Annotated in this window: 25 protein-coding genes and 1 other annotated feature; of the genes, 15 read left to right on the top strand and 10 right to left on the bottom strand. The window is 40.5% G+C overall.

Annotated elements, in window-relative coordinates; all coding sequences use genetic code 11:
* The first annotated feature begins 42 nt into the window (after positions 1–42).
* Together ABE41_RS12370 and ABE41_RS12365 are read left to right on the top strand one after the other, a co-directional pair.
* Positions 43–1,221, top strand: coding sequence for a DNA polymerase IV (locus tag ABE41_RS12370; protein ID WP_253805334.1), 1,179 nt, complete (start codon positions 43–45; stop codon positions 1,219–1,221).
* 15 nt (positions 1,222–1,236) lie between these two features.
* On the top strand, positions 1,237–1,881 hold the full coding sequence (locus ABE41_RS12365) for a phosphatase PAP2 family protein (RefSeq protein ID WP_066290723.1): 645 nt from the start codon (positions 1,237–1,239) through the stop codon (positions 1,879–1,881).
* Between the two features lie 526 nt (positions 1,882–2,407).
* Here the strand turns inward: ABE41_RS12365 and namA are convergent.
* From namA to ABE41_RS12350, 3 genes are all read right to left on the bottom strand, one after another.
* Entirely contained in the window at positions 2,408–3,433 is a 1,026-nt protein-coding gene (gene namA, locus ABE41_RS12360; RefSeq protein ID WP_437435450.1) for an NADPH dehydrogenase NamA, read from the bottom strand.
* A 50-nt stretch (positions 3,434–3,483) separates the two neighbouring features.
* Positions 3,484–4,248 (bottom strand): glycerophosphodiester phosphodiesterase, encoded by a 765-nt coding sequence (locus ABE41_RS12355; RefSeq protein WP_066290720.1) that lies wholly within the window; start codon positions 4,246–4,248, stop codon positions 3,484–3,486.
* A gap of 109 nt (positions 4,249–4,357) precedes the next feature.
* Complete coding sequence (locus ABE41_RS12350; RefSeq protein WP_066290718.1) at positions 4,358–4,537, bottom strand: hypothetical protein; 180 nt, start codon at positions 4,535–4,537, stop codon at positions 4,358–4,360.
* Between the two features lie 135 nt (positions 4,538–4,672).
* Here ABE41_RS12350 and ABE41_RS12345 point away from each other — a divergent pair, with 135 nt between their 5' ends.
* Positions 4,673–5,011, top strand: a complete 339-nt coding sequence (locus ABE41_RS12345) for a DUF3889 domain-containing protein (RefSeq protein WP_066290715.1) — start codon at positions 4,673–4,675, stop codon at positions 5,009–5,011.
* 2 nt (positions 5,012–5,013) lie between these two features.
* Here the strand turns inward: ABE41_RS12345 and proC are convergent, their stop codons facing one another.
* Positions 5,014–5,832 carry a pyrroline-5-carboxylate reductase gene (gene proC, locus ABE41_RS12340; RefSeq protein WP_083207786.1) on the bottom strand — a complete coding sequence of 273 codons (819 nt, stop codon included), beginning with the start codon at positions 5,830–5,832 and terminating at the stop codon, positions 5,014–5,016.
* 50 nt (positions 5,833–5,882) lie between these two features.
* Positions 5,883–6,093: a binding site (T-box leader), on the bottom strand.
* 84 nt (positions 6,094–6,177) lie between these two features.
* Between proC and ABE41_RS12335 the strand changes: the two genes are divergently transcribed.
* Both ABE41_RS12335 and ABE41_RS12330 read left to right on the top strand, forming a co-directional pair.
* Positions 6,178–7,155, top strand: coding sequence for an MBL fold metallo-hydrolase (locus tag ABE41_RS12335; protein WP_066290712.1), 978 nt, complete (start codon positions 6,178–6,180; stop codon positions 7,153–7,155).
* Positions 7,152–7,943, top strand: a complete 792-nt coding sequence (locus ABE41_RS12330; RefSeq protein WP_066290709.1) for an SDR family NAD(P)-dependent oxidoreductase — start codon at positions 7,152–7,154, stop codon at positions 7,941–7,943. The genes ABE41_RS12335 and ABE41_RS12330 overlap by 4 nt, the downstream gene beginning before the upstream one ends.
* Positions 7,944–8,199: 256 nt before the next feature.
* Here ABE41_RS12330 and ABE41_RS12325 read toward each other — a convergent pair whose 3' ends face one another.
* Complete coding sequence (locus tag ABE41_RS12325; RefSeq protein ID WP_066290706.1) at positions 8,200–8,400, bottom strand: YqzH family protein; 201 nt, start codon at positions 8,398–8,400, stop codon at positions 8,200–8,202.
* A 167-nt stretch (positions 8,401–8,567) separates the two neighbouring features.
* On the opposite strand from ABE41_RS12325, the gene ABE41_RS12320 reads away from it, so the two are divergent.
* Positions 8,568–9,824 (top strand): Y-family DNA polymerase, encoded by a 1,257-nt coding sequence (locus tag ABE41_RS12320; protein ID WP_066290703.1) that lies wholly within the window; start codon positions 8,568–8,570, stop codon positions 9,822–9,824.
* A 13-nt stretch (positions 9,825–9,837) separates the two neighbouring features.
* Positions 9,838–10,170, top strand: a complete 333-nt coding sequence (locus tag ABE41_RS12315; protein WP_066290701.1) for a YolD-like family protein — start codon at positions 9,838–9,840, stop codon at positions 10,168–10,170.
* Positions 10,171–10,213: 43 nt separating this feature from the next.
* Here the strand turns inward: ABE41_RS12315 and ABE41_RS12310 are convergent, their stop codons facing one another.
* Complete coding sequence (locus ABE41_RS12310; RefSeq protein ID WP_066290700.1) at positions 10,214–10,945, bottom strand: ZIP family metal transporter; 732 nt, start codon at positions 10,943–10,945, stop codon at positions 10,214–10,216.
* A gap of 134 nt (positions 10,946–11,079) precedes the next feature.
* Between ABE41_RS12310 and ABE41_RS12305 the strand changes: the two genes are divergently transcribed.
* Entirely contained in the window at positions 11,080–12,474 is a 1,395-nt protein-coding gene (locus tag ABE41_RS12305) for an N-acetylmuramoyl-L-alanine amidase (RefSeq protein ID WP_066290697.1), read from the top strand.
* 95 nt (positions 12,475–12,569) lie between these two features.
* Here the strand turns inward: ABE41_RS12305 and ABE41_RS12300 are convergent, their stop codons facing one another.
* Positions 12,570–12,818, bottom strand: coding sequence for an HPr family phosphocarrier protein (locus ABE41_RS12300; RefSeq protein WP_066290695.1), 249 nt, complete (start codon positions 12,816–12,818; stop codon positions 12,570–12,572).
* Between the two features lie 91 nt (positions 12,819–12,909).
* Here ABE41_RS12300 and ABE41_RS12295 point away from each other — a divergent pair, with 91 nt between their 5' ends.
* Positions 12,910–13,563 (top strand): TVP38/TMEM64 family protein, encoded by a 654-nt coding sequence (locus tag ABE41_RS12295; protein ID WP_066290693.1) that lies wholly within the window; start codon positions 12,910–12,912, stop codon positions 13,561–13,563.
* A 14-nt stretch (positions 13,564–13,577) separates the two neighbouring features.
* On the opposite strand, the gene ABE41_RS12290 is transcribed toward ABE41_RS12295, so the two are convergent.
* Both ABE41_RS12290 and ABE41_RS12285 read right to left on the bottom strand, forming a co-directional pair.
* The gene (locus tag ABE41_RS12290) at positions 13,578–13,838 is read right to left on the bottom strand and encodes an HPr family phosphocarrier protein (protein ID WP_066290690.1); all 261 of its coding nucleotides are present in this window, start codon (positions 13,836–13,838) and stop codon (positions 13,578–13,580) included.
* A gap of 454 nt (positions 13,839–14,292) precedes the next feature.
* Entirely contained in the window at positions 14,293–17,442 is a 3,150-nt protein-coding gene (locus ABE41_RS12285; RefSeq protein ID WP_066290687.1) for an efflux RND transporter permease subunit, read from the bottom strand.
* Positions 17,443–17,599: 157 nt separating this feature from the next.
* On the opposite strand from ABE41_RS12285, the gene ABE41_RS12280 reads away from it, so the two are divergent.
* The gene (locus ABE41_RS12280) at positions 17,600–18,145 is read left to right on the top strand and encodes a PadR family transcriptional regulator (RefSeq protein ID WP_066290685.1); all 546 of its coding nucleotides are present in this window, start codon (positions 17,600–17,602) and stop codon (positions 18,143–18,145) included.
* A 4-nt stretch (positions 18,146–18,149) separates the two neighbouring features.
* Complete coding sequence (locus ABE41_RS12275) at positions 18,150–18,488, top strand: iron-sulfur cluster biosynthesis family protein (protein WP_066290684.1); 339 nt, start codon at positions 18,150–18,152, stop codon at positions 18,486–18,488.
* A gap of 250 nt (positions 18,489–18,738) precedes the next feature.
* Here the strand turns inward: ABE41_RS12275 and ABE41_RS12270 are convergent, their stop codons facing one another.
* A complete protein-coding gene (locus tag ABE41_RS12270; RefSeq protein ID WP_066290681.1) occupies positions 18,739–19,644 on the bottom strand; it encodes a hydroxymethylglutaryl-CoA lyase in 906 nt (301 codons plus the stop codon).
* Between the two features lie 145 nt (positions 19,645–19,789).
* Here ABE41_RS12270 and ABE41_RS12265 point away from each other — a divergent pair, with 145 nt between their 5' ends.
* The 4 genes from ABE41_RS12265 (at position 19,790) to ABE41_RS12250 (ending at position 23,746) form a co-directional block, all read left to right on the top strand.
* A complete protein-coding gene (locus ABE41_RS12265; protein WP_066290678.1) occupies positions 19,790–20,989 on the top strand; it encodes an acetyl-CoA C-acetyltransferase in 1,200 nt (399 codons plus the stop codon).
* Positions 20,990–21,051: 62 nt separating this feature from the next.
* Positions 21,052–21,744, top strand: a complete 693-nt coding sequence (locus tag ABE41_RS12260; protein WP_066290673.1) for a CoA transferase subunit A — start codon at positions 21,052–21,054, stop codon at positions 21,742–21,744.
* A gap of 17 nt (positions 21,745–21,761) precedes the next feature.
* Positions 21,762–22,415 carry a CoA transferase subunit B gene (locus ABE41_RS12255; protein ID WP_066290672.1) on the top strand — a complete coding sequence of 218 codons (654 nt, stop codon included), beginning with the start codon at positions 21,762–21,764 and terminating at the stop codon, positions 22,413–22,415.
* A 14-nt stretch (positions 22,416–22,429) separates the two neighbouring features.
* A complete protein-coding gene (locus ABE41_RS12250) occupies positions 22,430–23,746 on the top strand; it encodes a short-chain fatty acid transporter (protein WP_066290669.1) in 1,317 nt (438 codons plus the stop codon).
* Positions 23,747–23,748 lie beyond the last annotated feature (2 nt).

Genomic DNA, 23,748 nt, shown 5'->3' with positions numbered 1-23,748 from the left:
AAAGTTTGCCAAAACAGCCTTTTAAAAAAAGGAGTTTTCATTTTGTATCAATCCCCCACGCCAAAAAGAAGAATCATTTTTCATGTTGACATGAACAGCTTCTATGCATCCGTTGAAATAGCAGAAAATCCAGATCTGCGTGGAAAACCGCTTGCTGTGGCAGGTAATGTGGAGGAACGTAAAGGGATTATCGTAACCTGCAGCTATGAAGCAAGAGAAAAAGGAGTCAAGACGACGATGCCGCTTTGGCAGGCTAGAAAGCTATGTCCAAACTTGATTGTTGTTCCGCCTGACTTTGAAACTTATAAAAGTTATTCCTCGAGAATGTTCCAGCTTCTGCAAGAATATACAGAATGGGTTGAACCTGTTTCAATTGATGAAGGCTATATGGATGTGACTGAATGCAAACAGCCTTTGGAGACAGCTGAAGAAATTCAGAACAGGCTTTTGAATGAGTTGAATCTTCCTTGCTCGATTGGTATCGGACCTAATAAATTTCTTGCTAAGATGGCTTCCGATATGAAAAAGCCGCTAGGCATCACCGTTCTAAGAAAAAGAGATCTTGCTCAAAATCTATGGCCTTTAAAAGTAGGAGATCTGCATGGCATCGGAAAAAAAACAGAAGAAAAACTAAATAAGTACGGAATTATTACTGTTAAAGACTTAGCGGAAGCGGCAGATTATGAACTTAAACAGCGTTTTGGCATCAATGGTTTAAAAATGAAGGAAAGAGCCAACGGCATTGATTCGCGGCCCGTCGATCCAAGCTCTGCAAGTGATTATCGTTCAATCGGAAGTTCTACAACATTAAGTGAGGATATTATAAGCACAGGTGAAGCAGAACCGGTTTTTAAAAGACTCGCTGAAAAAGTAATGACACGTCTAAAGACAAAAGGATATGTGGCATTAACTATTGCCATCACTATTAGATACAGCGACAGGAAAACAATTACACGCAGCAAGATGCTTCTAAATGCAACTCAAGATCAACATGAAATTTCAAAAACAGCCTTGCATTTGTTTAAGCAGCACTGGAACAGAGAACCGGTAAGACTATTAGGAATAACCGCAACAGAGGTTGTGGAAAGAGAGAATGCTACTTATCAGCTCGATCTATTCTCTGTTGAAAAAAATGAAAAAGAAGCTTTATTGCATGACGTGCTTTCATCTATCGAAAGAAAACATGGTGAAGGAATAATCAAGAGGGGAAAAAATAAATAGGAGCTGGAAATTTTAATGACCCTAAATAACAGCGTGAAAAGAACATTCATTTTAATTACAGTTTTTATGGTTTTATTTATGATGTTCGCCTATCTGTATCACAAGCCCTTTATAGAAGCTGTGGATGTGTGGTCGATGAAGAATGTATCAGACTTGCATCAATCTCGATTAAATTCATTCTTTATATTTATTACTGATGCAGCTTCCCGGCCGTACCAATATGGAGTCTTGATTTTCTTTTCAGTGATTTGGCTATTGGCTGAAAGAAAATGGAGAGAGCCACTAGTGTTGGGGATATGTTTAATTGGGGTAAGATACGGAAACCATTGGTTAAAGATATCGTTTGAGAGGATCAGACCCGAATTTGACCGTGTGATCGAAATAACAGGCTACAGCTTCCCAAGCGGCCATGCGATGATCTCCCTCGCTTTTTTTGGATTGCTATCATACTTACTCGTTCAAAATTATTCATTTCTGCAACCCTATAAAAAAATAATTTATATCATTACGAGCTTATTTATTTTTATGGTGGGATTCAGCCGTGTATATTTAGGTGTCCACTATCCAACCGATGTGTTTGGAGGTTTTCTTGCAGGCGGGACGTGGCTGCTTGTATGTGTTTTGCTCTATAAATGGTTAAAGATGAGATGGAGCAGCTGAAATTGAAGAGCTCGATGCTGCTACATACCGAACTTTGTCGACTCGTGGTTTTTTAGGATTTTCCAGAGGGATTATGTTTATTTCCCGTGGGATTATTAAAATTAACGTGGGATTATTTGCAATAACCGTGGGATTAATGAAATTTAGGGCATCTTACACAAAATCTGTTTTCATAAACTTCGTTGTTTTTGAAGGTAGTTGATCTCCGTTTCAGGATGCTCGCTTTCCGCGGGACGTGCGGTGAGCCACAGCGAAAGATATATGAAACGCTGCTCCTGCGTCTACATGAAAATCTCACCGTAGCTAGCTTCCTCGTCGCATGCCTTTCGAGAAGATTAGTCAAGTAGATGGCACGCTAATCCCGCAGGAGTCTCGCACCTTACACTCCAATCAACCTGCCAATGGAGGCAAATTACAAAAACCCCACCAAAAGCAACAATCTTTTAGAAAATAACCTCACAAAAAACTGGCATCTCTACCTGCTAACTCGGTGTGGATGCCAGTTTTTTTATCTTCATACACTCTTTTACCAGCCGCGCTCATACTGTTTAGGGCTCTGGATGTTGATTCCTAGATCTTCGGCTGCAGATCGAGGCCAATAAGGATCTCTTAAAAACTCACGGCCGATAAAGATTAAGTCTGCTCTCTGGTTCTGCAGAATCTCTTCTGCTTGGCGTCCTGTTGTAATTAATCCAACAGCAGCTGTAGCGATATCTGCAGAGTTCCTGATCTTTTCTGCAAAAGGTACTTGATAGCCTGGGTATACATTAATCTTTGCTGGAACAACTGCGCCGGAGCTGCAGTCGATCAAATCGATTCCATCCTCTTTCATCCATGAAGCATAGGTTACATAATCTTCTGGGGAGTTTCCTTCAGGATGATAATCATTCGCTGAAATCCTTACAAATAGCGGTCCGTTCCATTCAAGTCTTATCGCAGCAATGATTTCCTGCAGGAAACGGTATCTTTTTTGCTGATTCCCGCCATAAGAATCTGTTCTTCTATTAGATAGCGGAGACAGGAATTCGTTAATCAAATATCCGTGAGCTCCGTGGATCTCTATGACATCAAATCCTGCAGTCTTAGCTCTTTTTGCTGCAGCTCTAAATTGATTTACAGTTTCTTCGATTTGCTCCAAAGTCATTTCTTCCGGAGTTTTCATCTTATCCGAAAACGAAATAGCTGAAGGGGCGATAATCGGTCCGTCAATCATTGCTTTACGGCCAGCATGCGCAATTTGAATGGCAGCTTTAGAGCCATTTTCGTGAATGGACTTAACAAGACCAGACAGCCCTTCAATATGACTGTCATCCCAGATACCGAGGTCTTCCGGACTGATTCTCCCTTTAGGACTTACCGCTGCTGCTTCAGTCATGATTAGACCGGTCTGTCCAACTGCTCTAGACGTGTAATGAGTCATATGCCAGGGTGTTACCATTCCATCTTGTTCGTAGCATGAATACATACACATAGGTGACATAACGATACGATTTTTTAAAGTAACACCCCGGATCGAATATGGTTCAAATAATAACGGTTGAATAATAAACATCTCCTTTATCTGCTAAAGAGAAACTTTAGTTTCATTCATTGTAAAACGAATTACCACCATTTTTGAAGAAATCTGCCTTTTGGAGCCGGTCCATCGCCATTCCGTACATTTCTTGCGATTATTGGATAATCTGTAATAATTGCTTCGATCCCCCATTCAAACAGGTATGCCATCCACTTTTGGCTGTTCACTGTATAAGGACGTATCGGTATATTATGTCGTTTAAATCCTTCCAAAATGTATGGATGAAGTGACTTGTAATTGGGATGAGCGGATTGAGAACACACCGCTCTAACATACTCCCAAGGTTCAAAAATACCCGAAGAATAAAGCGGTGCTGTTTCTATGTACGGATTCATCTTCCTGATTTTCACCAGGCTGTAATGATTAAACGAGGAAATGACCGTCCGTTTCTCCATTCCATATTGGTGCAGGAGCTGCAATGTCTTATCTTCAAGACCGCTGTATTCTATCACATTATTTTTCAACTCTATATTAAGAAGGATAGGCAGGGGAGCGATCCACTCTAAAAACATTTGCAGTGATGGAACATGTTCACTGCCAAACTTCTTTGAAAACCAGCTTCCCGCATCAATCTTTGTAAGTTCTTCATATGTAAAATCTGCAACATTGCCTTTTGTATTGGTAGTCCGATCGAGTTTTTCATCATGAATAATAACAGGAACACCGTCTTTTGAGAGCTGTACATCGAGTTCGATGCCATCTGCGCCGTCTTCAAAAGCTTTTTTAAATGCTGCCATCGTGTTCTCAGGACAATCTTTGCTTGAGCCTCTATGGGCAAAAATATAAGTCATTTAAATGAGCACCTTCCTCGACAGTTCATTTTAGTTATAGATAGTATAGGCGAAAATAATTGGCAAGGGAAATAAAATAAACCCCTCCTGCTGCAAGGAGGGGAGATGGTTATTTTCGGCGTTTTGACCGTTTTTTTGTTTCTTCTCTTTTATGTTCTTCAACGTTGGCACCTTTTTCAGTAAGCCAGCGAATAAAAACCAGCTCTTTTTCAGTAAGAGATCGTTTCGTGAACTTTTCAAACTGAATGCGCAATTCAAGGTATCTTTGGGAAATTTCTGTTTCTATCACTTAAATCCCTCCCTAAATCTAGCTCTTCTTTAAATGATAAGAGTCAGGGACTGGGCTTGTCAATTTTTTCTAATCGGCAATTTTCGCAGAAAAAATAAGGAATTTTGAACAAAATAAACGAAAGGAGATGATGAAATGAAAATTTTTCTTAAAATATTTCCACTGCTGCTAGCCGGGGTTCTAGTATCTTCGTATGTTCAACCCGCTGTACACGCGGCATATCCTGGCATGCAGGAGCCAGCCTATGCAAAATGGGGAAGACTGGCTGTTTTCGAAACCGGAAAACGGTATCCGGATTACGATATCGTTGATTATTTATATATGGGTCGAAATTTAGCTCAAAACGAAGATATTGTCGAAAAGTTTAAGCTGTGGCTCAAAAAAGGTTCAACTGAAAAAGGAGTTATTATAACCATTACACTGACCCCTAATGGTGTATTTAAAACAATAGCCTTTCAAGAAACTGACCGTTAAATTTATTTAATATTACCTAATTCTTCAGATCGTCTTACTGCTTTCTTAATACAAGCTATGAAAGCATCATGTACTTGGTATTGATCCAGCTTTCCTATACCCGCTTCAGTTGTTCCGCCAGGACTTGTTACTTTTTTTCGGAGTTCTATTGGAGATTCTGATGTGTTCTTTAACATAAGAGAGGCGCCGAGGAGAGTTTGAGAAATTAATGTTTTAGCCTCTTCATGGGACAGACTTAATTCTTCAGCTGCTTTTTGCATCGCTTCTGCAATATAATAAATATAAGCAGGACCGCTGCCAGAGAGCCCTGTAACGATATGAAGCTTATCCTCTGGCACAAGTGTTACGGTTCCGATCGTTTCAAAAAGCTCAACTGCTTTTTGTACATGAACATCTGAAGCAGATATACCTTTGGAAAGAGCGGTTGCAGAATATCCGATTGATGCTGATGTATTAGGCATTGCCCGAAGTACAGGATTTTCATTATTCGTCCATTCTGTAATTGTTCCTGTTGATATTCCTGCCATAACAGAAATAATGAGCTGCTCTTTCTGTATAAAAGGTTCAAGACTTTTGACAGCTTGCGAAGCATCCTTTGGCTTAACAGCTAAAATGATAATTTCAGCATCTGATACTGCTTTCTTTATAGTTGGAGCAGGGATTACACCGTACTTTGTCTGAAGCTCTTTAAGCCTTCCAGAATTGCTGCGGTTTTTAATCGTGATAAGATTTGCTTGCCATTTATTTGTTTTAATAACCCCTTCCATGATCGCTTCCGCCATAGCTCCTGCACCAATAAATGTGATTTTTTCTTTTTTCACGACAGATCCCTCCCTCAATTTTTGAGTATAAAAAAACTCCCATGTCCTGTTTAAAGGACGGATGGGAGTAATCCGTGGTACCACCTTTATTGGCAAAAGTTCTTGCCCGCTCGAAACGCCTGTATCGCAGAACTGCGCTGGATTTCTCCAGATGCTCTAAGGGCAGGTTCAGCATTTCCTTTTCCGATGAAATCTTGCAGCCTTCGGATTCCACTCTCTGATCGGGGGAGAATACTTAGTGATCCCTTTCAACGCAAATTATATTATCCAAATCTTTTATATTTTAAAAAACATTATGCTATGATTTCTATATGTATGTCAACAAGTAATTATTTGGAGGAAATCATGACAAAAGCTGCAACTATTATTCCGATTACCCTGCCTACACCATTTGATGTAGGTCCTGTCAATTGCTGCCTCCTTATTGGTGATGCGGTTACTCTTATCGATTCTGGTCCAAGAACCGATGAAGCAAGAGAGGTCCTTCTATCTTCTTTAACAGAAAACAGACTCTCATTTAAAGATCTGGATCAATACATATGCACACATTATCATCCTGATCATGCTGGTCTCTCTAAAGAAATTCAGCAGGCAGGTGTGGATACACTGATGCTCAAAGAAGCTGTTCCTTATGTCAGCGGCGACAGCGATTTTTTGAAATGGGCTGATTCATTCTATATAGATCTTTATCGTTCTTTTGGTGTGCCAGATTCATTAGGAAGGCTGGAACTATTGAAACTGAAAAAATACCGTGAGTTTATTACTCCTTTCATGCCTGATCTGACACCATTGCCTGGGGAAAGTGTTCCTGGACATGAAGGTTTTGTTTTCTTAAAAACGCCGGGACATGCTCCTGATCATTTATCTCTTTACAATGAGGTGCAAGGTGTTTTTATTGGAGGAGATGTTCTTTTGCCGCATATTTCATCAAATGCACTCTTAGAGCCGCCGGTACTTCATGAAAAAGACCGGCCAAAAACTTTGCTTCAGTATCGTGAGACACTTCAAAATCTATTAACGTTAAATCTTCAAACGGTTTATCCTGGGCATGGTGAGCCTTTTGAAAATGCACATGAGTTAATACGTAAAAGGCTGCATGATCAGAACGAGCGCGCAAAAGCCATTGAAAAGCTGTTAAATGATGAGCCATTAACTGTATTTGAATTGTGTGTCCGTCTTTTTCCAAAGCTGTATGAAAAGCAGCTTGGTTTAGTCGTATCTGAAGTATCAGGCCATCTAGACCTTCTTCAAGAAGAGGGCAGAATTATAAAAGCAGAAGAAGAAGGGCTATTTTATTTTAGGCAGACAGGAGCAGTTCGATGAGTACACTAAAAAATAAAGTGGTTGCGATTACAGGAGCTTCTGGAGGACTCGGAGCACATCTTGCGCTGGATGCTGCGAAAAAAGGGGCTTTGCCAGTCTTGTTCGCAAGAAGGGAAGACCAGTTGAAAATCGTTCAGGATACAATCCTTAATGAAACTGGAATTAAAGCCCCTTTCTATACATTGGATGTTTCAGACCCTGATAGCGTTGAGCAAGTTTTTACCCAAGTTTTAATTGATCAAAAGAACGTACATATTTTAGTAAATAATGCTGGCTTTGGAGTCTTTGAGGAATTTGCAGATGCTCCCTGGGAGAATATTGAGGGGATGTTCTCTACAAATGTCTTAGGCTTGATGGCATGTACTCGTGCGGTTCTGCCGCATATGCTCGAGAGAGGCAGCGGGCACATCATCAATATCGCATCACAAGCTGGGAAAATTTCTACACCAAAATCAAGTGTGTATGCAGCAACAAAACATGCCGTTCTGGGTTTCTCCAACGGACTGCGGCTTGAAGTAGCGCATAAAGGTGTCCATGTAACAACAGTTAATCCAGGCCCGATCGCTACAGATTTTTTCACGCTTGCTGACAAATCGGGCAACTATGTAAAAAATATTCAAAAGTTTATGCTTCAGCCTTCTCACGTTTCACAAAAGATCTTAGAGGCTATGCAGCGTCCTGTACGTGAGATTAATCTGCCATGGTGGATGAATATTGGCAGTACAGCCTATCAAGTCATGCCGAGATTAGTGGAAAAACTCGGGGGAAAATCATTCCGGCAAAAGTAGGCTACCGTAATTTTGTTATGTAAACAGGAAGAGTGAATTGTATGTCGATTCTGGCCTAAAACTAAGATTTGTGGATTCAAAACCAAAACTCGTGGATTGAGACCCGAAATTTTTGGATTGAGGTCTAAAACTTGTGGATTGAAGCCCGAAATTTTTGGATTGGCATCCAAAACTCGTTGATTAAGGTTCAAATCCTCTGGGAAACGGTCCAGAATTCCTCACATACTGGCAGGTTCTGTTTGCTGAAGCAGGCCTGTTATTTATTTGTAAAATAGTCATAAACAACGTCTTGAATTATAGCGTACATCGCTTCTTCCTGATCTTCCTCTTTGATTTGCTTCATTATTTTCATTTCCAGCTGACTCCATTCTTGTTCGGTCAGCATGCAATCCTCTTCCTCCCATAAATAATCCTTTAATGCCCGTAAAATCATTTTGCGAAGCAATAAGCGATTCATTTTTTTCACCTGCCTTTCCTTTATAAATCCTAGACTTATGAGCCCAAAACGTCAATCTGCAAAAAATGCTGAAAAAATTACCATTGTTATAAGAACATACATTCGGTTAAAATGGGTATACATATAAAGAACAGATGTTCGTATTGTGATAAGGGGGCTTGTGACAAATGAACTATGAAGATATGCCTGAGCGTACCATTTTGTGTATGGATATGAAAAGCTTTTACGCCAGCTGTGCTGCTGTTCGCTTAGGGTTAAACCCGCTCACATGTTATTTAGCAGTGGTGGGAGATACAGAACGGCAGGGGAGTGTCGTTCTTGCTGCCTCTCCGCAATTGAAAGCAGATTTCGGCATCCGCACTGGAAACCGCTTGTTTGAAATTCCTAAAAATAAAGACATCATTGTAGTGAACGCCCAAATGTCCTTTTTTCTCGAGAGGTCAATGGAAATTACAAAGCTGCTGCACCGTTATGTCCCGCCTGAATCCATTCACACATACAGTGTGGATGAAAGTTTTCTTCAAGCAGACGGAACGGAAAAGTTATGGGGAAGTCCTCAGGAATTAGCTGAAAAAATCCGCCGGGATATCTGGAGGGAATTTGGATTGCCGTGTGCGATCGGAATTGGACCGAACATGCTGATGTCAAAGCTTTGCTTAGATCTTGAAGCGAAGAAAAAAGGTGTTGCCGAGTGGGGGTATGAAGATGTTGAAACGAAACTCTGGCCTCTATCTCCTTTAAGCAAAATGTGGGGAATCGGGTCAAGAGTGGAGCGGACCTTAAACAGGATGGGGATTGTGACAGTGGGTGACCTGGCGCATTATCCGCTCGAACTTTTAGAGAAAAAATTCGGCATCATGGGCAATCAGCTTTACTATCATGCATGGGGGATCGATTTATCCGAAATCGGTGCTCCCATCATGCAGGGACAGATCAGTTATGGGAAAAGCCAGATTTTGCTTAGAGACTATACAGATATTACCGAGATCAAACATGTCATTTTAGAGATGTGTGAAGAGGTGGCAAGACGTGCAAGAAGAGCAGGAAAAGCAGGGAGGACGATAAGTTTTGGAGTAGGGTACAGCAAAGATGAAGGAGGCGGAGGCTTTTATCGCTCTAAGACGATCGAGCAGCCGTCTAATATTACGATGGAGCTTTATCAAGTTTGTCTGGAATTGTTTCGCACCTTTTATCAGGGGCAGACTGTACGCAAAATATCGATTGCTTTGTCAAACGTGTGTGAGGATACGGAAACACAGCTCACTCTCTTTTCTTTAGATCATCCGAAAAAAAGACAAATCGGCTATGTCATGGACGAGATCAGACAAAAATATGGTTCAAATTCTCTCTTGCGGGCTGTTTCTTATACAAAAGGAGGGACTGCTCTATACAGAAGCCGTCTCTTAGGCGGACATAAGGCATAGGGAGGGAGAAACGGTGATTCGTGACAGAGGAACGATAAAATGGACTGCTATGATGCTTCCAGAGCATGTGAAAATGTTAAGAGAACATCAGGATGGTCTGGATTATGGAAGAAAACCAGAGCTTGATGAACAAAAATATGAAGAATTTAATGAAATCATCTGTGTGGCAATGGAGGAGAACCGGGAACTGAAATTCAAGTATTATCAAAAAAGAAAGATAGCCGAGCTCATCGGCCATGTTCATTATGTGGATGAAATAAAAAAAGAACTGCGCGTAATGGATAAAATAAACACGATGCATCTTCTAAAAGTGATGGACATCGTGGATATAGAATACACATATTGAAAGAAGCTGGCTCAAAATTCTGAGCCAGCTTCTTTCTTGTGCATCAGCCGAAAATCTGTGTTAAATAAATCATGATTAAAAGTCCTGCAATAAAGGATAACGTTGCTGAACGGGCATGTCCGTCCCCGTGGCTTTCCGGAATAAGTTCTTTATAAACAATAAACAGCATTGCCCCCGCAGCAAAAGAGAGCCCATAAGGAACAAGGTTTTCAACGTATGAAGTTAGAGCATAACCAAGCATAGCCGTAACGATTTCAACAGCTCCAGTTAAAGTGGCAATAAAAAAGGCTTTTAGTCTATTCATCTTTTGATGTATTAAAAAGAGTGCAACCAGCAATCCTTCAGGAGCATTCTGCAAACCGATCGCAAACGCGATCAATCCTCCAAGGCCAGCATCATCACTCGCATAGCTTACACCTACTGATAGCCCTTCAGGAAGGTTATGAAGTGTAATAGCAGCAATAACTAAAGCTGCTTTCGCATCAATGCCTTTAAGGATTCTAGTATGATCTAAGTCTACATGCGGGACGAATCTTTCTAAGATCATCAGTGTCAATGTGCCAAGAGTAATACCGATTGTAAGCACAGTTAAGTTTGATAGTTCGAGCGCTTGAGGTATTAAACTAAAAGTTGATGCAGCGACCATGATACCTGCGGTAAGAGCAAGCAGTATATCGCGGAACCGGTGTGTCACCTGAGACCAGAAAAGAACAGGTAATGCACCAAAGCCGGTTGCTAATGCAGATAAAACACTTCCAAATAAAGCAGCTTCCATTCAGTTACCCACCTTAGTCAATTATCCATTTTTGATGAAAATAGTCATATGGCTCTTTTAGTATACCTTCTTTTCATTTTTAATAGAAGTAAGCGCACTCAAGCTTTTGAAATGGATTAAAAGAAGGTGACACTTTGAAAGTCATTATTATTGATCCGGGCCATGGAGGAAATGATTCAGGCGCGGTAAATAAGAGCAGATTTGAAAAAACATTTAACCTGGCGATCGCCAAGAAAATACAGTCGTATCTGCAGAATAATTATGAAGTGAAAGTATTACTGACTCGCAGCTCAGATACAACTATTTCATTAGATGACAGAACTGATTTTGCTAACAAGCAAAAGGCAGATTTTTATTTATCCATTCACCAAAACAGTGGTGGCGGGGAAGGTTTCGAAAGTTATGTATATGTATACGTCGGGGCTGAAACAAAAAAAATACAAAATGCAATACATGCTCGCACTGCAGCAGTAATGAATAAATACGGAGCTCGAAATAGAGGGCAGAAGCAGGCGGATTTTCATGTTCTGCGTGAAACGAAGATGCCAGCTGTGCTACTGGAAGTTTTGTTTATCGATAACGCTGCGAACCTTGCTCTATTAAACAGACAGGATTTCCAAAATGAAGTGTCTGCTGCCATTGCATCAGGGGCTGCTGTGGGGCTTTCATTAAAACAAAAACAGCAGGAAACGAAAGATCTTTTTATCGCGATAGCTGGTGCCTTTGAACAAAAAGAAAATGCTGAAGTAAGAGTTCGGTTTTTAGCAGATAAGAAGATTTCAGCATTTATTGACGAAGAGACAATAAGCAATAAAAAATATTACAGAGTACAAGCTGGAGCTTTTCAAAAAAGAGACAATGCTGAAGCTCACGTCATGAAGATACGCGCTTTAGGAATAAAGGATGCCTATGTAATAGTAAAAGGAGAAGATAATGGGCAAGCACCTGCTCCAGAGCCTCCAAAACCGGAACCTCCAAAGCCAACACCTCCAGCTGGCCTAACAATACAAGGAACAACATTGCTTTCTGCCTATGAAATAGAAAGATTTGTTCGTAAAGTAAATCCGAATGCGCCAGAATTAGCTGCATTATATGTTCAGATCGGACAAGTATACGGGATCAGAGGAGACACGGCATATGCACAAGCTGTTCATGAAACTGGATATTTCCGCTTTCAGGGCAGTGTAAAAGCATCTCAAAATAATTTTGCTGGAATTGGCGCAACCGGGAAGACAGAAGGAGCAACATTTAAAACACCAGAAGAAGGTGTATTGGCTCATATACAGCATCTGTATGCATATAGTTCCACAGAGCCTTTACCTCCGCAATATCCTTTGGTTGACCCAAGGTTCGGTCTCGTCCAAAGGGGAAGTGCAACGGCATGGAACCAATTAAACGGAAAATGGGCGGTTCCGGGTACAAATTACAGCAATATGATTCTCGAAATCTATAAATTAATGCTCAATGAAACAAAAGTAACTTTGCAAGAAAGAGTAAATCAGATAGACAAGCAACTAAAAGGAATATAAAGCCGGGTTATTTCCCGGCTTTTTTACTTATAGGAAAAATTAGCCAAGAAATTGGGAAGATTATATAATAGAAATTGCTGAATCCGATATTGATGTTAAGCGTTACAAGAAGCAAAAAGCCCTGATGAGAGAATCTTATCTTTCAGGTGAGTACTGGGTGGATCACAAATAATTTCAATCGGATCATCTGGATAGATGGATAGAGCAATAATACCTAAGAAACTCTTTCCATCAGCTGTGCGGTCTCCTTTTTTAATATAAATAGATTCTTGAAAACTGCCTGTAAGCTCCACAAGTTTCGCAGCACGGTCTGCAAAAATGGGCGCAGTAGCTTTTACAATCACAATATAACCTCCTTTGCCAATCACACATATGTATGGATATGTGCAGAAGAAGGAAAAATGCTTACTAAATTAGATTTCTCATGGAGGAATTATGAAAATCACAAAAAAATGGCTGATCATCATGTTAAGTGCGGCTATTTTAGTCTTATTAGTTTTGTGGCTGCAAAAAAATTATAAAGGGTTTAGTCCTGAAGAATTTAGAAATTGGATCATGCAATGGGGGCTGCTGGCACCGTTTCTCTTTATATTGCTCTATACGGTGAGGCCGTTTGTTTTATTTCCATCGTCTATATTTGCAATAACAAGCGGTCTTTCTTTTGGTTTCTACTGGGGTTGTTTATATACATATCTCGGCTCGCTTGGAGGAGGGCTAGTCACTTATTATGCTGTTAACCGGTTAGGCCGATTTAAGAAAAGTAAGCAATGGAAAAATGAAAGGTATAATAAAATACGCAGCAATATTGAGAGAGAAGGATTTCGTTATGTACTGCTGCTGAGGCTGCTTCCTGTATTAAATTATGATCTTGTAAGCTATTTAACTTCAATTACTAAAGTGAAATTTAAAGATTACGCAATTGCAACAGCAATCGGGATAATTCCCGGAACGATAGCTTATACCTATCTTGGTACTTCTATGACATCTCAAAGCAAGGAAGTCATCTGGATCGGAACAACCTTGCTTTTTGTTATTGTTGGATTACCCCTGATATTTAAAAAGAAAATGAAAGCAAGGATTGGATTATAAATAAGTCTAAATGCTTAAAAAGCTGTATCTTTTGTAATGACATTTAAAGCTGATTCAGCATCTGCTCCTTCAACGATATACAGAAAAGAATCGCCTTCTTTTAAAGTAAGGAAAAATGATACGAGCTGGGAAAGTCCTGATGCTTGAACGGTATGGCCGTTTTTGGACAAAAAAAGCTGGCTGTTAATAGATTTAGCAGCTTGCATAATTTCAAGTGCTTTATTTACGGTATATTTAGCTGTAACTTTAACTTTTTTTGAACAAATCTGTTTCATTTTTATAGCCTCCTGAGATTTTGAATTGCTGATATATTTCCCATTAATTTTAAAAGTGAAACATGGCCTATAGTCCCGAATTTTTTTCTTATAATAAAAATTACAGCAATTTGGCTCATATAAAAAGAGTACCGCCTCTTCAGAGAGAGGCGGTACTCTTTTCAAATGGCTCTTTTTTTTAAAAGGTTGTTGTCTTGGATCGTTTTTGTGGAGCTCCTTCGTTGCTTGTTGATAGGAGTGTAAGGTACGAGACTCCTCGAAAATGAAAAATCACATTTTCTTCGTGCGATGTAACGCTGTCTAAGCCTTCCTTGTCCTGCGGGAGCAGTGGGACAGGTGAGACCCCGCCAGCGCGAAGCGATAGGGAGGCTCACCGCACGCCCCGCGGAAAGCGAGCATCCTGGAGTGGAAATCAACCACTTCTAATGGCAGTAAAGCAAAAAAAGCAGCCTTTTCAATTAATTGAAGTCTTTGCTTTTTCGCGTTTTGCCTGCCTTCGAAAGAATAGTTCGTACAGCACTGGGACAATAATTAAAGTTAGCAGAGTGGAAGTAGTGAGTCCTCCAATGACTACAATTGCCAATCCTTTAGAGATTAATGTTCCAGATGAAGTAGTCAATGCGAGCGGTATAAGTGCCGCAATTGTAGCAAAGGCCGTCATTAAGATCGGTCTTAGACGAGTTTTTCCTGCTTCAAGAAGTGCTTCACGAACTGGCATGCCCTTGACCTCTCTGTTCTGTCCAATACGGTCAACTAGTACGATCGCGTTCGTTGTTACAATACCGATAAGCATCAATATTCCAATCATAGCACTCACAGATAGCGGTTCATTGATTAAGAATAATCCTCCGATTGCCCCGACGGGAACAAATAATAGAGAAGAAAGAATAATAAACGGTATACGTGCACGGCCAAACGTAATCAGCATCGTTAAGTATACGAGACCGATTGCAACAAGCATTGCCAGACCGAGATCTTTAAACGTATCCATTGTCTCTTCGCTTCCGCCGCCGCCTTCTGTTGATACAGATGATGGCAGATCAACATTATCTTCTACACCTTTTATTACTTCTTGCGTTACTTTTTGAACATTATCACCTTTTACTTGTGCAGAAACTTGCGCATAGACTTTGCCATCAAGCTTTTGGATGGCAGTTACCGTTTCTTTTTCAGATACCTCTGCAACCTCAGAAATCTTTACTGGGCCTGAGGTTCCAAAGACAGTGAGATCTTTAATCTCATCAAGAGTTTTTACAGCTTCATCATATTCAACTCTTACATTCTTTTCGTCGCCATCAAGTGTCAATTCCCCAACTTCAACTGGCTTCGTAACATCAGAGACTGCACCAAGGACAGCTAATCCTGAGACACCTTTTTCAGCTGCTTTTTCAGTATCGATATCAACAGCCCATTGCTTTTGTGTATCTTTGAAGTTATTTGACACATATTTGATAGAATCAAGTGTCTTCATATACTCTTCAACTTGAGCTGCTGCTTTTTGAAGATCATCCAAATCATTGGAATAAAGATCGATGTTTACTTCATTGTTAGAAGGAGGTCCTCCGCTTGAAACCTCTTGTAAGCTAAGAACTGTTCCTTTTGCTTTTTCGTCTGTAATTTCTTTTATTCCGGATTCTAATTCTTTAAGTTCTTTTTCAACGTTTGTTTCTTTTTTAAGATTAATAAAATAGTTTGCTACGTTCTGCCGTTTAAGACCGGTTTGGAAATCACGTGAACCGATACCTGCAGTAACATCTTTAATCGTATCGCGTCCAGCTAAATATTTTTCTACTTCCAGGGAAATTTCATTCGTTTTAGAAACATTCGTACTCGCAGGAAGTTCAACATTGACTGTCAATGTTTTTTGCTCTTCGTTTGGAAGGAATACCATTCCTAGTTTTGTAGCAAGGAAGAATGATCCTCCAAGGAGAATAAAGGACGTTAACAGAACGATAATCTTATGATTCAGTGATGCTTTAATCAGTTTTTCGTATCCGCGCTGCATAGGACCGTCATTTTTTTCAGGCTTTACCTTTTTAAATGCATATTTTGCAAGGATAGGTACGATTGTAACGGCTACAATCAGTGACGCTAATAAAGCAAAAACAACGGTTAATGCAAATGGAAGGAAGAATTCTCCCGTGACACCGCCAACAAGTCCAAGCGGTAAGAAAACTACTACTGTTGTAATGGTTGAAGACACGATCGCTTTTAAAATTTCCCGAGTAGAATCAATGATCAATTCATCACGGTCAAACGCACCATCAGCTTTCCTGATCCGTCTGAAAATATTTTCGATAACTACGATACTATCATCTACTACACGGCCGACAGCTACGGCCATTCCGCCAAGAGTCATAATGTTAAGCGTAATATCAAGGCGGTCTAAGAAAATTGCCGATACTAACAATGAGAGCGGGATAGATATAATCGCAATAATTGTTGCACGGAAGTTTCTTAAGAAGATGAGTACAGCAAGTGAAGCGAATATGGCACCGAAAAGACCTTCTTTAACGAGTGTATTTACAGAATCTTTAATGCCTTCTGCCTGTCCGAATCCAATTGCATAATTTAATTTATCATCATATTTTTCTTTGTTAAGAACTTCTATAACTTTTTCTGCTATCTCAACCGTATTTGCATCTTGTTTTTTCGTAACAGCCATAGATAGAGAAGATTTTTGATTGAAGCGTGTAATTTCATTTACATCTTCAGTTTCTTTAATCTCAGCAATATCTCCAAGCTTAAAGCCAGGAGATGATCCAGGTGCCTGTGCTTGCGCAGGAGATTCTTGGCCGCCGGCAGAAGGAGGTCCGCCGCTTTCTCCAGGGGCGTCTGCTCCGCCTTGGCTTCCTGATGGAGCTGCAGCAGCACCCGAGATCGTAATTTGTTTTAATTCTGCAATTGTATCAACGGTTTCTTCTACACGAACAGGAACAGTAATAGAATCATCTGTAACGGTTCCTGCCGGGAATGAGAGATCTCGGCCTTTAATGGAGTCTTTGACAGCGTTAAGTGTAACACCAGCTTGCTTTGCTTTTTCACGATCGAGTGTAATGGATACGAATGTTTCTTTTACACCGCCGACAGATACGTTATTTACACCTTGAATCTTCTTTAGTTCAGGTACGAGTTCGCTGTCAACAAAGGCTTGAATATCTTCGCCTTCTTTTTCAGGGAACAAGGAGATGTTATAGATCGGAATTGTACCGAAAGAAAAGCGGCTGACATCTGGCTCAACAGAGTCTGGCAGATCAGTTTCTGAAATAATGGATTTCACTTGATCTTCAACATCATCCATGTTTGCAGAAAAAGGAAAATCCATACTGATGATCGAAACACTTTCTAGTGAAGAACTCTTCACAGACTTTACATCTTTTACTTGTTTTAATTGAGTCTCAAGCTTGTCGGTAACTTGCTTATTTACATCCTCAGGTGAAGCTCCAGGGTATACCGTCTGGATCGTTAACTGGGGAAACTCAACATTAGGAAGCAAATCCACTTTTAAATTTGTAAACGAAAAAACACCGCTCACAATCAATAAAAAAGAAAAGATAAATATTGCTACCGGGTTTTTCAAACTAAATTTTGTCAGCCAGTTCATAGATTCCTCTCCTACGTTTAGATTGATATGTGTATTTTCACATATGTATAACTATAATATAATAAAAGTATCAGTTTTATATCAAGTAAATTGAATAAAGAATTTGTGAAAAGTATGTTACAATTCAATTCAGTACATTGAGAAAGAAGGGTAACAAATGGCGTTAAGGTATGCGCTGTTAGGTTTATTAGCAAAAAATGAAGCAACAGGTTATGAGCTTACACAGCAATTTAAAGAAACAGTTATCCATTTTTGGACAGCCCATCATACTCAGATTTACCGTGAACTTCTTAAAATGGAAGATGAGGGACTGGCAGAATCTAAAATCATTCAACAAACTGATTATCCAGATAAGAAAATATATAAAATTACTGACAAGGGATTTGAACAGCTGCTCGAATGGATGCTGAATAAGCCTGTAAATGTTCCTAAGCTGAAGGATGATCTGCTCTTAAGAGTTTCGATGTTTCATTTTATTCCGGTTGAACAGGCAATAGCTTTTCTGGAAAAAAGCAAAGAACATCATCAGATGGGACTCATGATGACGAAAAAATGGCAAGATGAAAATTTTCCAAAGGGTATTTATAAAGAAAAGGAACTTGGAGAATATTTGACGAGCGAATTTGGCATTCGGTATATGGAGAGCTGGTTGTCCTGGTGCGACTGGGCGATAGACGTTTTAAAAAAGAAAGGTGAGTTTTAATTTTATGGAAATCGTGTTTACTGATGCAGCGCTGGAAAGACTGCAAAATAGAATGCAAGGTAAAAAGGGATTCCTAAAACTGAAGCATGATACAGAAGGATGCGGGTGTGTTGTGAGCGGTGTTGCAGCATTATGGCTGGTTGATAAACCAGAGGATAATGATACGAGAATCTTGACCAACGGACCTGATCTTTATTTGGATTACAACACGGAGGTTTTCTTCGATGAAAAGATGACGATCGATGCACGGGCAGGCAATCATTTTTCCTTAAAAAGTCCAAGCGAGATCTTAAACCCTGCGATGAAATATTACGATAAAACAGAGCAAAACACGGGCAGCTAATAAGCCCGTGTTTTATTTGTCTTCTTAGTCAAACATTGTAGTTCTTGTAAGTGGTTGATTTCCGCTCCAGGTACTCGCTTTCCACGGGGTGGGCGGTGAGCCTCCTTGGTGCGTTGCACCATTAGGAGTCTCACCTGTCCCACTGATCCCGTAGGAGTCTCGCACCGTGCTCTCCAATCAACTTGTCAATGAAGAGAATGAAATAAAAAACTCTAAAGCAACAAATTATTAGAGATAAACCTTTATTGTTTTACCCTTGAAGAACATTTTTCAGAAGACCGAACTGTTTGCTTGAAACTGGTTTTGAAAGAAGCGGTGAGATAAACGCAGATGCCTCTAAGAGTTTATCAAGCTGTATGCCTGTAGAGATTCCCATCTGGGACAGCATGTAGACTACATCTTCTGAGGCGACGTTTCCTGAGGCGCCAGGTGCGAATGGGCATCCTCCAAGTCCTCCTGCAGATGTGTCAAAGCGGTCTATGCCAGCTTGCATACTCGCGAAAATATTCGCAAGTGCCATACCGCGCGTGTCATGAAAATGTCCTGTTATAAGTGTAGTAGAGCGCAGGTGATGCTTTAATAAAGTAAACAAATCAAAGCATTCAATAGGATTTGCCATTCCAATCGTATCAGCCACGCTGAGTTCATCAACACCCATTTCCTCAAAGTCCTGGCAAACCTTTAGAACAGCATGCTCATCTATCTTTCCCTCAAATGGACAATAAAAGCTGGTAGAGATACAAGCTCTTACAAAATAACCTCTGCGTTTCAGATCCTCGATCAGCGGTCTTAACTCGTTCATACTTTCTTCTGTTGTCTTATTGATATTTTTTTTGTTAAATGAATCACTTACACCTACAAAAACAGCAATGTGCTTCACGCCAGCTTCAATTGCCATATCAATTCCTTTTTTATTCGGTGCCAGAACAAAGTTACGCAGGTCATCCATGCAATGTTCAATAACTGTACCAGCGTCCTGCATCTGAGGGACCCACTTCGGTGAAACGAAAGAGGTAAGCTCCATCTCTTGAAAGCCAGCATTTTTTAATAGGGATATAAAATGAATCTTATCTTTTGCATTAATAAAATTTTTCTCGTTTTGAAGTCCGTCCCGCGGGCCGACTTCGATCAGAGTGACTCTCTCGGGTAATTCCATCTTTGTAAAAACCCCTCCTTGAAACCGTTTTCTTGTTTTTATTTTAACTGTAAAAAATCGTTGGTTGCAATACTTTTGAATTGTTATGGTATGATATAAAGGAATTTTCAGAAATTTTTACGTTTTAAAGAGGAGGAGACTACAAATGGTTTCAAGAGAGAGAGAAGCTGTCATTGTAAGCGCTGTCAGAACGCCGATTGGAAGCTTCATGGGAAGTTTAAAAACGGTAGCAGCGACAGAATTAGGAGCAATTGCAATCAAAGACTCTTTAAAAAAAGTAGGGATCCCGCATGATGCAGTAGATGAAGTCATCATGGGGAATGTTCTCCAAGCAGGATTGGGACAGAATCCGGCTCGTCAAGCAGCGATAAAAGCAGGACTGCCAATTGGTGTATCAAGTATGACAATCAATAAAGTTTGCGGTTCTGGGTTAAAAGCACTTCATCTTGCTTGCCAGGCAATTTGGCTGGATGAGGCTGATGTAATCGTCTGCGGCGGTATGGAAAATATGAGCCAGGCTCCTTATTTGCTGAACGGAGCTAGAGATGGATTGCGCATGGGCAATGCCCCTATGGTCGACTCTATGATTAATGACGGCTTATGGTGCGCATTTGGCGATTATCATATGGGAATTACAGCTGAAAATCTATGTGAAACGCATTCGCTTTCCCGTGAGGAACTGGATGAATTCGCAGCTGAAAGTCAAAGAAAGTGTGCTGAAGCTCAAGAACAAGGAAAGTTTAACGATGAAATTACAGCAGTGGAGATTCCTCAAAGAAAAGGAGATCCATTGATCATAGATAAGGATGAATATCCGAAAGCAGGCTCTACAAGTGAAAAGCTTGCCAAATTAAGACCAGCCTTTAAGAAAGACGGAATGGTTACAGCAGGAAATGCTTCAGGGATCAATGATGGTGCAGCTGCGCTTGTTGTAATGAGCAGAAAAAAGGCAGAAGAACTTGGATTAAAACCACTCGCAGTCGTAAAGGCGAACGCTAGTGCAGGTGTAGCTCCAGAAGTAATGGGCATAGGACCTGTTGAAGCGGTGCAAAAAGTCCTGAAGAAAACTAACATGAAAATGGATGATATTGATCTTGTCGAGGCAAACGAAGCTTTTGCGAGTCAGTCACTTGCTGTAGGAAAAGATCTTGGTTTTGATAAAGAGAAATTAAACGTAAATGGCGGAGCAATTGCACTTGGACATCCGATTGGAGCAAGCGGTGCAAGAATTGTTGTTACATTGCTTCACGAGATGAAAAGAAGAAAATCCAAAAGCGGTTTAGCAACGCTTTGTATCGGCGGAGGCCAGGGAGTAGCCTCTATCTTTGAAAACGAAGAAAATTAATGTTTTAGAAGGGGAAAAAGAGATTCGGCACTTATAAAACATTAAAAAAGGAGAGACAGGGCATGAAACCAATATTGAATTCAGCTCTAGAAGCTGTAGCAGACATTAAAGATGGATCAACTCTTTTAGTAGGCGGTTTTGGATTAGTAGGCATTCCCGAAAATTTAATTCTTGCTTTAGTCGAAAAAGGAACAAAAGATCTTACCGTGATTTCCAACAACTGCGGAGTAGATGACTGGGGATTAGGTCTGCTTCTTAAAAACAAACAGATTAAGAAAATGGTAGGGTCTTACGTTGGTGAGAATAAAGAGTTTGAAAGACAAGTTTTATCAGGTGAAATTGAAGTAGAACTTATCCCGCAGGGAACGCTTGCTGAAAGAATTCGTGCAGGTGGTGCTGGAATTCCAGCTTTCTATACACCCGCTGGAGTTGGAACACCGATCGCAGAAGGAAAAGAAACACGTACGTTCAACGGAAAAGAATATCTGCTTGAAGAAGGAATTGTTGCAGATTTCAGCTTAATTCGTGCTGCAAAAGGAGACAAAGCAGGAAATCTGATCTATAACAAAACAGCTCGTAACTTCAACCCGATGATTGCTGCTGCAGGTAAAGTAACAATTGCAGAGGTAGAAGAGCTTGTTGAAATCGGAGATCTTTATCCGGATCACATACATACACCTGGTGTGTACGTACAAAAGTTAATCGTAGGAACTCAAGAAAAGCGCATTGAACGCTTAACAGTAAAACAAGGCTAAGAGGAGGGGGAACCGTTATGAATATCAGAGAAAGAATCGCGAAGCGTGCAGAAAAAGAGATTGAATCAGGCTTTTATGTAAACTTGGGAATCGGAATGCCAACGATGGTAGCCAACTTCATTTCGGATAATAAGGAGGTTGTACTGCAATCGGAGAACGGGCTCCTCGGCATAGGACCGTATCCTCTTGAAAGCGAAGTAGATCCTGATCTGATCAATGCTGGGAAAGAGACAGTAACGGCAATTAAAGGCGCATCTTATTTTGACAGCTCTGAATCTTTTGCTATGATCCGCGGCGGTCATATTGACATTGCTATCTTAGGCGGAATGGAAGTTTCAGAGGATGGCGACCTTGCTAACTGGATGATTCCAGGCAAGATGATCAAAGGAATGGGCGGGGCGATGGACCTTGTTCATGGCGCGAAAAAAATCATCGTAATCATGGAACATGTAAATAAAGCAGGAGAAAGCAAAATCTTAAAGAGCTGCCAGCTTCCTTTGACAGGAAAAGGAGTAGTTGAGCGAATCATTACTGACCGGGCTGTAATGGATGTATCCGAAAATGGTCTTGTTTTAAAAGAAGTTGCAGAAGGATACTCCGTTGATGATGTTCTAAATTCAACAGAAGCTAAACTCACAGTCTCAGATGATATTAAACTAAACGCATATTAAAAGGAGGGTGTCCAATGTTCCAAGCATTAACCCGTGCTTCAAATAAAATGATGCAGCGGTATTTACCCGACCCTTTTATATTCGTGATAATACTGACAGGAGTTGTATTTTTACTTGGACTGGCCATAACCGGCCAGTCCCCGGTAAAAATGGTTTCTTTCTGGGGAGACGGGTTTTGGAAACTTCTAGAATTTTCGATGCAGATGGTGCTTATTTTAGTGACAGGATATGTCTTGGCGAGTTCTCCATTCTTCAAAAAGATGTTAAGAAAACTTGCTTCATTCGCACGCACACCAGGACAGGCCATTATCAGCGTTACACTTGTAGCACTATTAGCGAGCTGGATCAATTGGGGATTTGGCTTAGTAATTGGAGCTATTTTTTCTAAAGAGCTTGCGCGGCAGGTAAAGAACACGGATTATCGCCTGCTGATTGCGAGTGCATACAGCGGGTTCGTTGTATGGCATGCTGGATTGTCAGGATCGATCCCGCTTACGATTGCCACTCCAGGACACTTTATGGAAGAATCGATGGGTATCATTTCGACAAGTGAAACGTTATTTGCCCCTTTTAATCTATTTATTGTTGGTGCATTGTTTATCATTTTACCGATAACGAACAGGCTCATGATGAGTAAAGAACAAGCCTATCAAATTGACCCTTCATTGCTGGATGACAGTGTTGAAGCTGCAACCTTAGCTGAAGCCGATACACCTGCTGAAAAGCTTGAAAACAGCATGTGGCTTTCGATGATAGTCGGTATTTTAGGTATTGCTTATATGGTTTATTTCTTCGCAACAAGCGGCTTCAATTTAAATATCAATTTTGTTAATTTTCTCTTTTTATTTTTAGGTATTCTTCTTCATAAAACACCAAGAAACTATATTAATAGTGTGGCAGAAGCGGTTAAAGGGGCTAGCGGAATAATCATTCAGTTTCCTTTTTATGCAGGTATCATGGGGATGATGGTTGGCTCAGGTCTTGTTACAGAGATGTCTCAATGGTTCGTAGCTATTTCAAACGAATACACACTGCCTTTATTTACGTTTTTAAGTGCTGGAATCGTTAATATTTTTGTCCCGTCAGGCGGAGGACAGTGGGCTGTTCAGGCGCATGTAGTCCTTGATGCAGCAGATGCACTTGGAGTATCTCATGCTAAGACTGCTATGGCTGTGGCATGGGGTGATGCTTGGACGAACTTGATCCAGCCATTCTGGGCACTTCCTGCGCTTGCGATTGCAGGCTTAAAAGCAAAGGATATTATGGGATTCTGCTTAATAGCCCTTTTTGTCAGCGGAATCATCATTTGTGCAGGGTTCTTAATCTTTTAAAA

The sequence above is a fragment of the Fictibacillus arsenicus genome (genome assembly GCF_001642935.1).
In the GTDB taxonomy this organism is placed as follows: Bacteria; Bacillota; Bacilli; order Bacillales; family Fictibacillaceae; genus Fictibacillus; species Fictibacillus arsenicus_B.
Note: the sequence above shows the minus strand (reverse complement) of the source record. Positions and strands in the feature narration are given on the sequence as shown.

Excerpts from the sequence above, each read along its gene's own strand:
- ABE41_RS12365 (WP_066290723.1), top strand. The coding sequence starts at position 1,237 with ATGACCCTAAATAACAGCGTGAAAAGAACATTCATTTTAATTACAGTT.
- namA (WP_437435450.1), bottom strand. The coding sequence starts at position 3,433 with ATGTTTATTATTCAACCGTTATTATTTGAACCATATTCGATCCGGGGT.
- ABE41_RS12355 (WP_066290720.1), bottom strand. The coding sequence starts at position 4,248 with ATGACTTATATTTTTGCCCATAGAGGCTCAAGCAAAGATTGTCCTGAG.
- ABE41_RS12345 (WP_066290715.1), top strand. The coding sequence starts at position 4,673 with ATGAAAATTTTTCTTAAAATATTTCCACTGCTGCTAGCCGGGGTTCTA.
- ABE41_RS12335 (WP_066290712.1), top strand. The coding sequence starts at position 6,178 with ATGACAAAAGCTGCAACTATTATTCCGATTACCCTGCCTACACCATTT.
- ABE41_RS12330 (WP_066290709.1), top strand. The coding sequence starts at position 7,152 with ATGAGTACACTAAAAAATAAAGTGGTTGCGATTACAGGAGCTTCTGGA.
- ABE41_RS12325 (WP_066290706.1), bottom strand. The coding sequence starts at position 8,400 with ATGAATCGCTTATTGCTTCGCAAAATGATTTTACGGGCATTAAAGGAT.
- ABE41_RS12320 (WP_066290703.1), top strand. The coding sequence starts at position 8,568 with ATGAACTATGAAGATATGCCTGAGCGTACCATTTTGTGTATGGATATG.
- ABE41_RS12310 (WP_066290700.1), bottom strand. The coding sequence starts at position 10,945 with ATGGAAGCTGCTTTATTTGGAAGTGTTTTATCTGCATTAGCAACCGGC.
- ABE41_RS12295 (WP_066290693.1), top strand. The coding sequence starts at position 12,910 with ATGAAAATCACAAAAAAATGGCTGATCATCATGTTAAGTGCGGCTATT.
- ABE41_RS12290 (WP_066290690.1), bottom strand. The coding sequence starts at position 13,838 with ATGAAACAGATTTGTTCAAAAAAAGTTAAAGTTACAGCTAAATATACC.
- ABE41_RS12285 (WP_066290687.1), bottom strand. The coding sequence starts at position 17,442 with ATGAACTGGCTGACAAAATTTAGTTTGAAAAACCCGGTAGCAATATTT.
- ABE41_RS12280 (WP_066290685.1), top strand. The coding sequence starts at position 17,600 with ATGGCGTTAAGGTATGCGCTGTTAGGTTTATTAGCAAAAAATGAAGCA.
- ABE41_RS12275 (WP_066290684.1), top strand. The coding sequence starts at position 18,150 with ATGGAAATCGTGTTTACTGATGCAGCGCTGGAAAGACTGCAAAATAGA.
- ABE41_RS12270 (WP_066290681.1), bottom strand. The coding sequence starts at position 19,644 with ATGGAATTACCCGAGAGAGTCACTCTGATCGAAGTCGGCCCGCGGGAC.
- ABE41_RS12265 (WP_066290678.1), top strand. The coding sequence starts at position 19,790 with ATGGTTTCAAGAGAGAGAGAAGCTGTCATTGTAAGCGCTGTCAGAACG.
- ABE41_RS12260 (WP_066290673.1), top strand. The coding sequence starts at position 21,052 with ATGAAACCAATATTGAATTCAGCTCTAGAAGCTGTAGCAGACATTAAA.
- ABE41_RS12255 (WP_066290672.1), top strand. The coding sequence starts at position 21,762 with ATGAATATCAGAGAAAGAATCGCGAAGCGTGCAGAAAAAGAGATTGAA.
- ABE41_RS12250 (WP_066290669.1), top strand. The coding sequence starts at position 22,430 with ATGTTCCAAGCATTAACCCGTGCTTCAAATAAAATGATGCAGCGGTAT.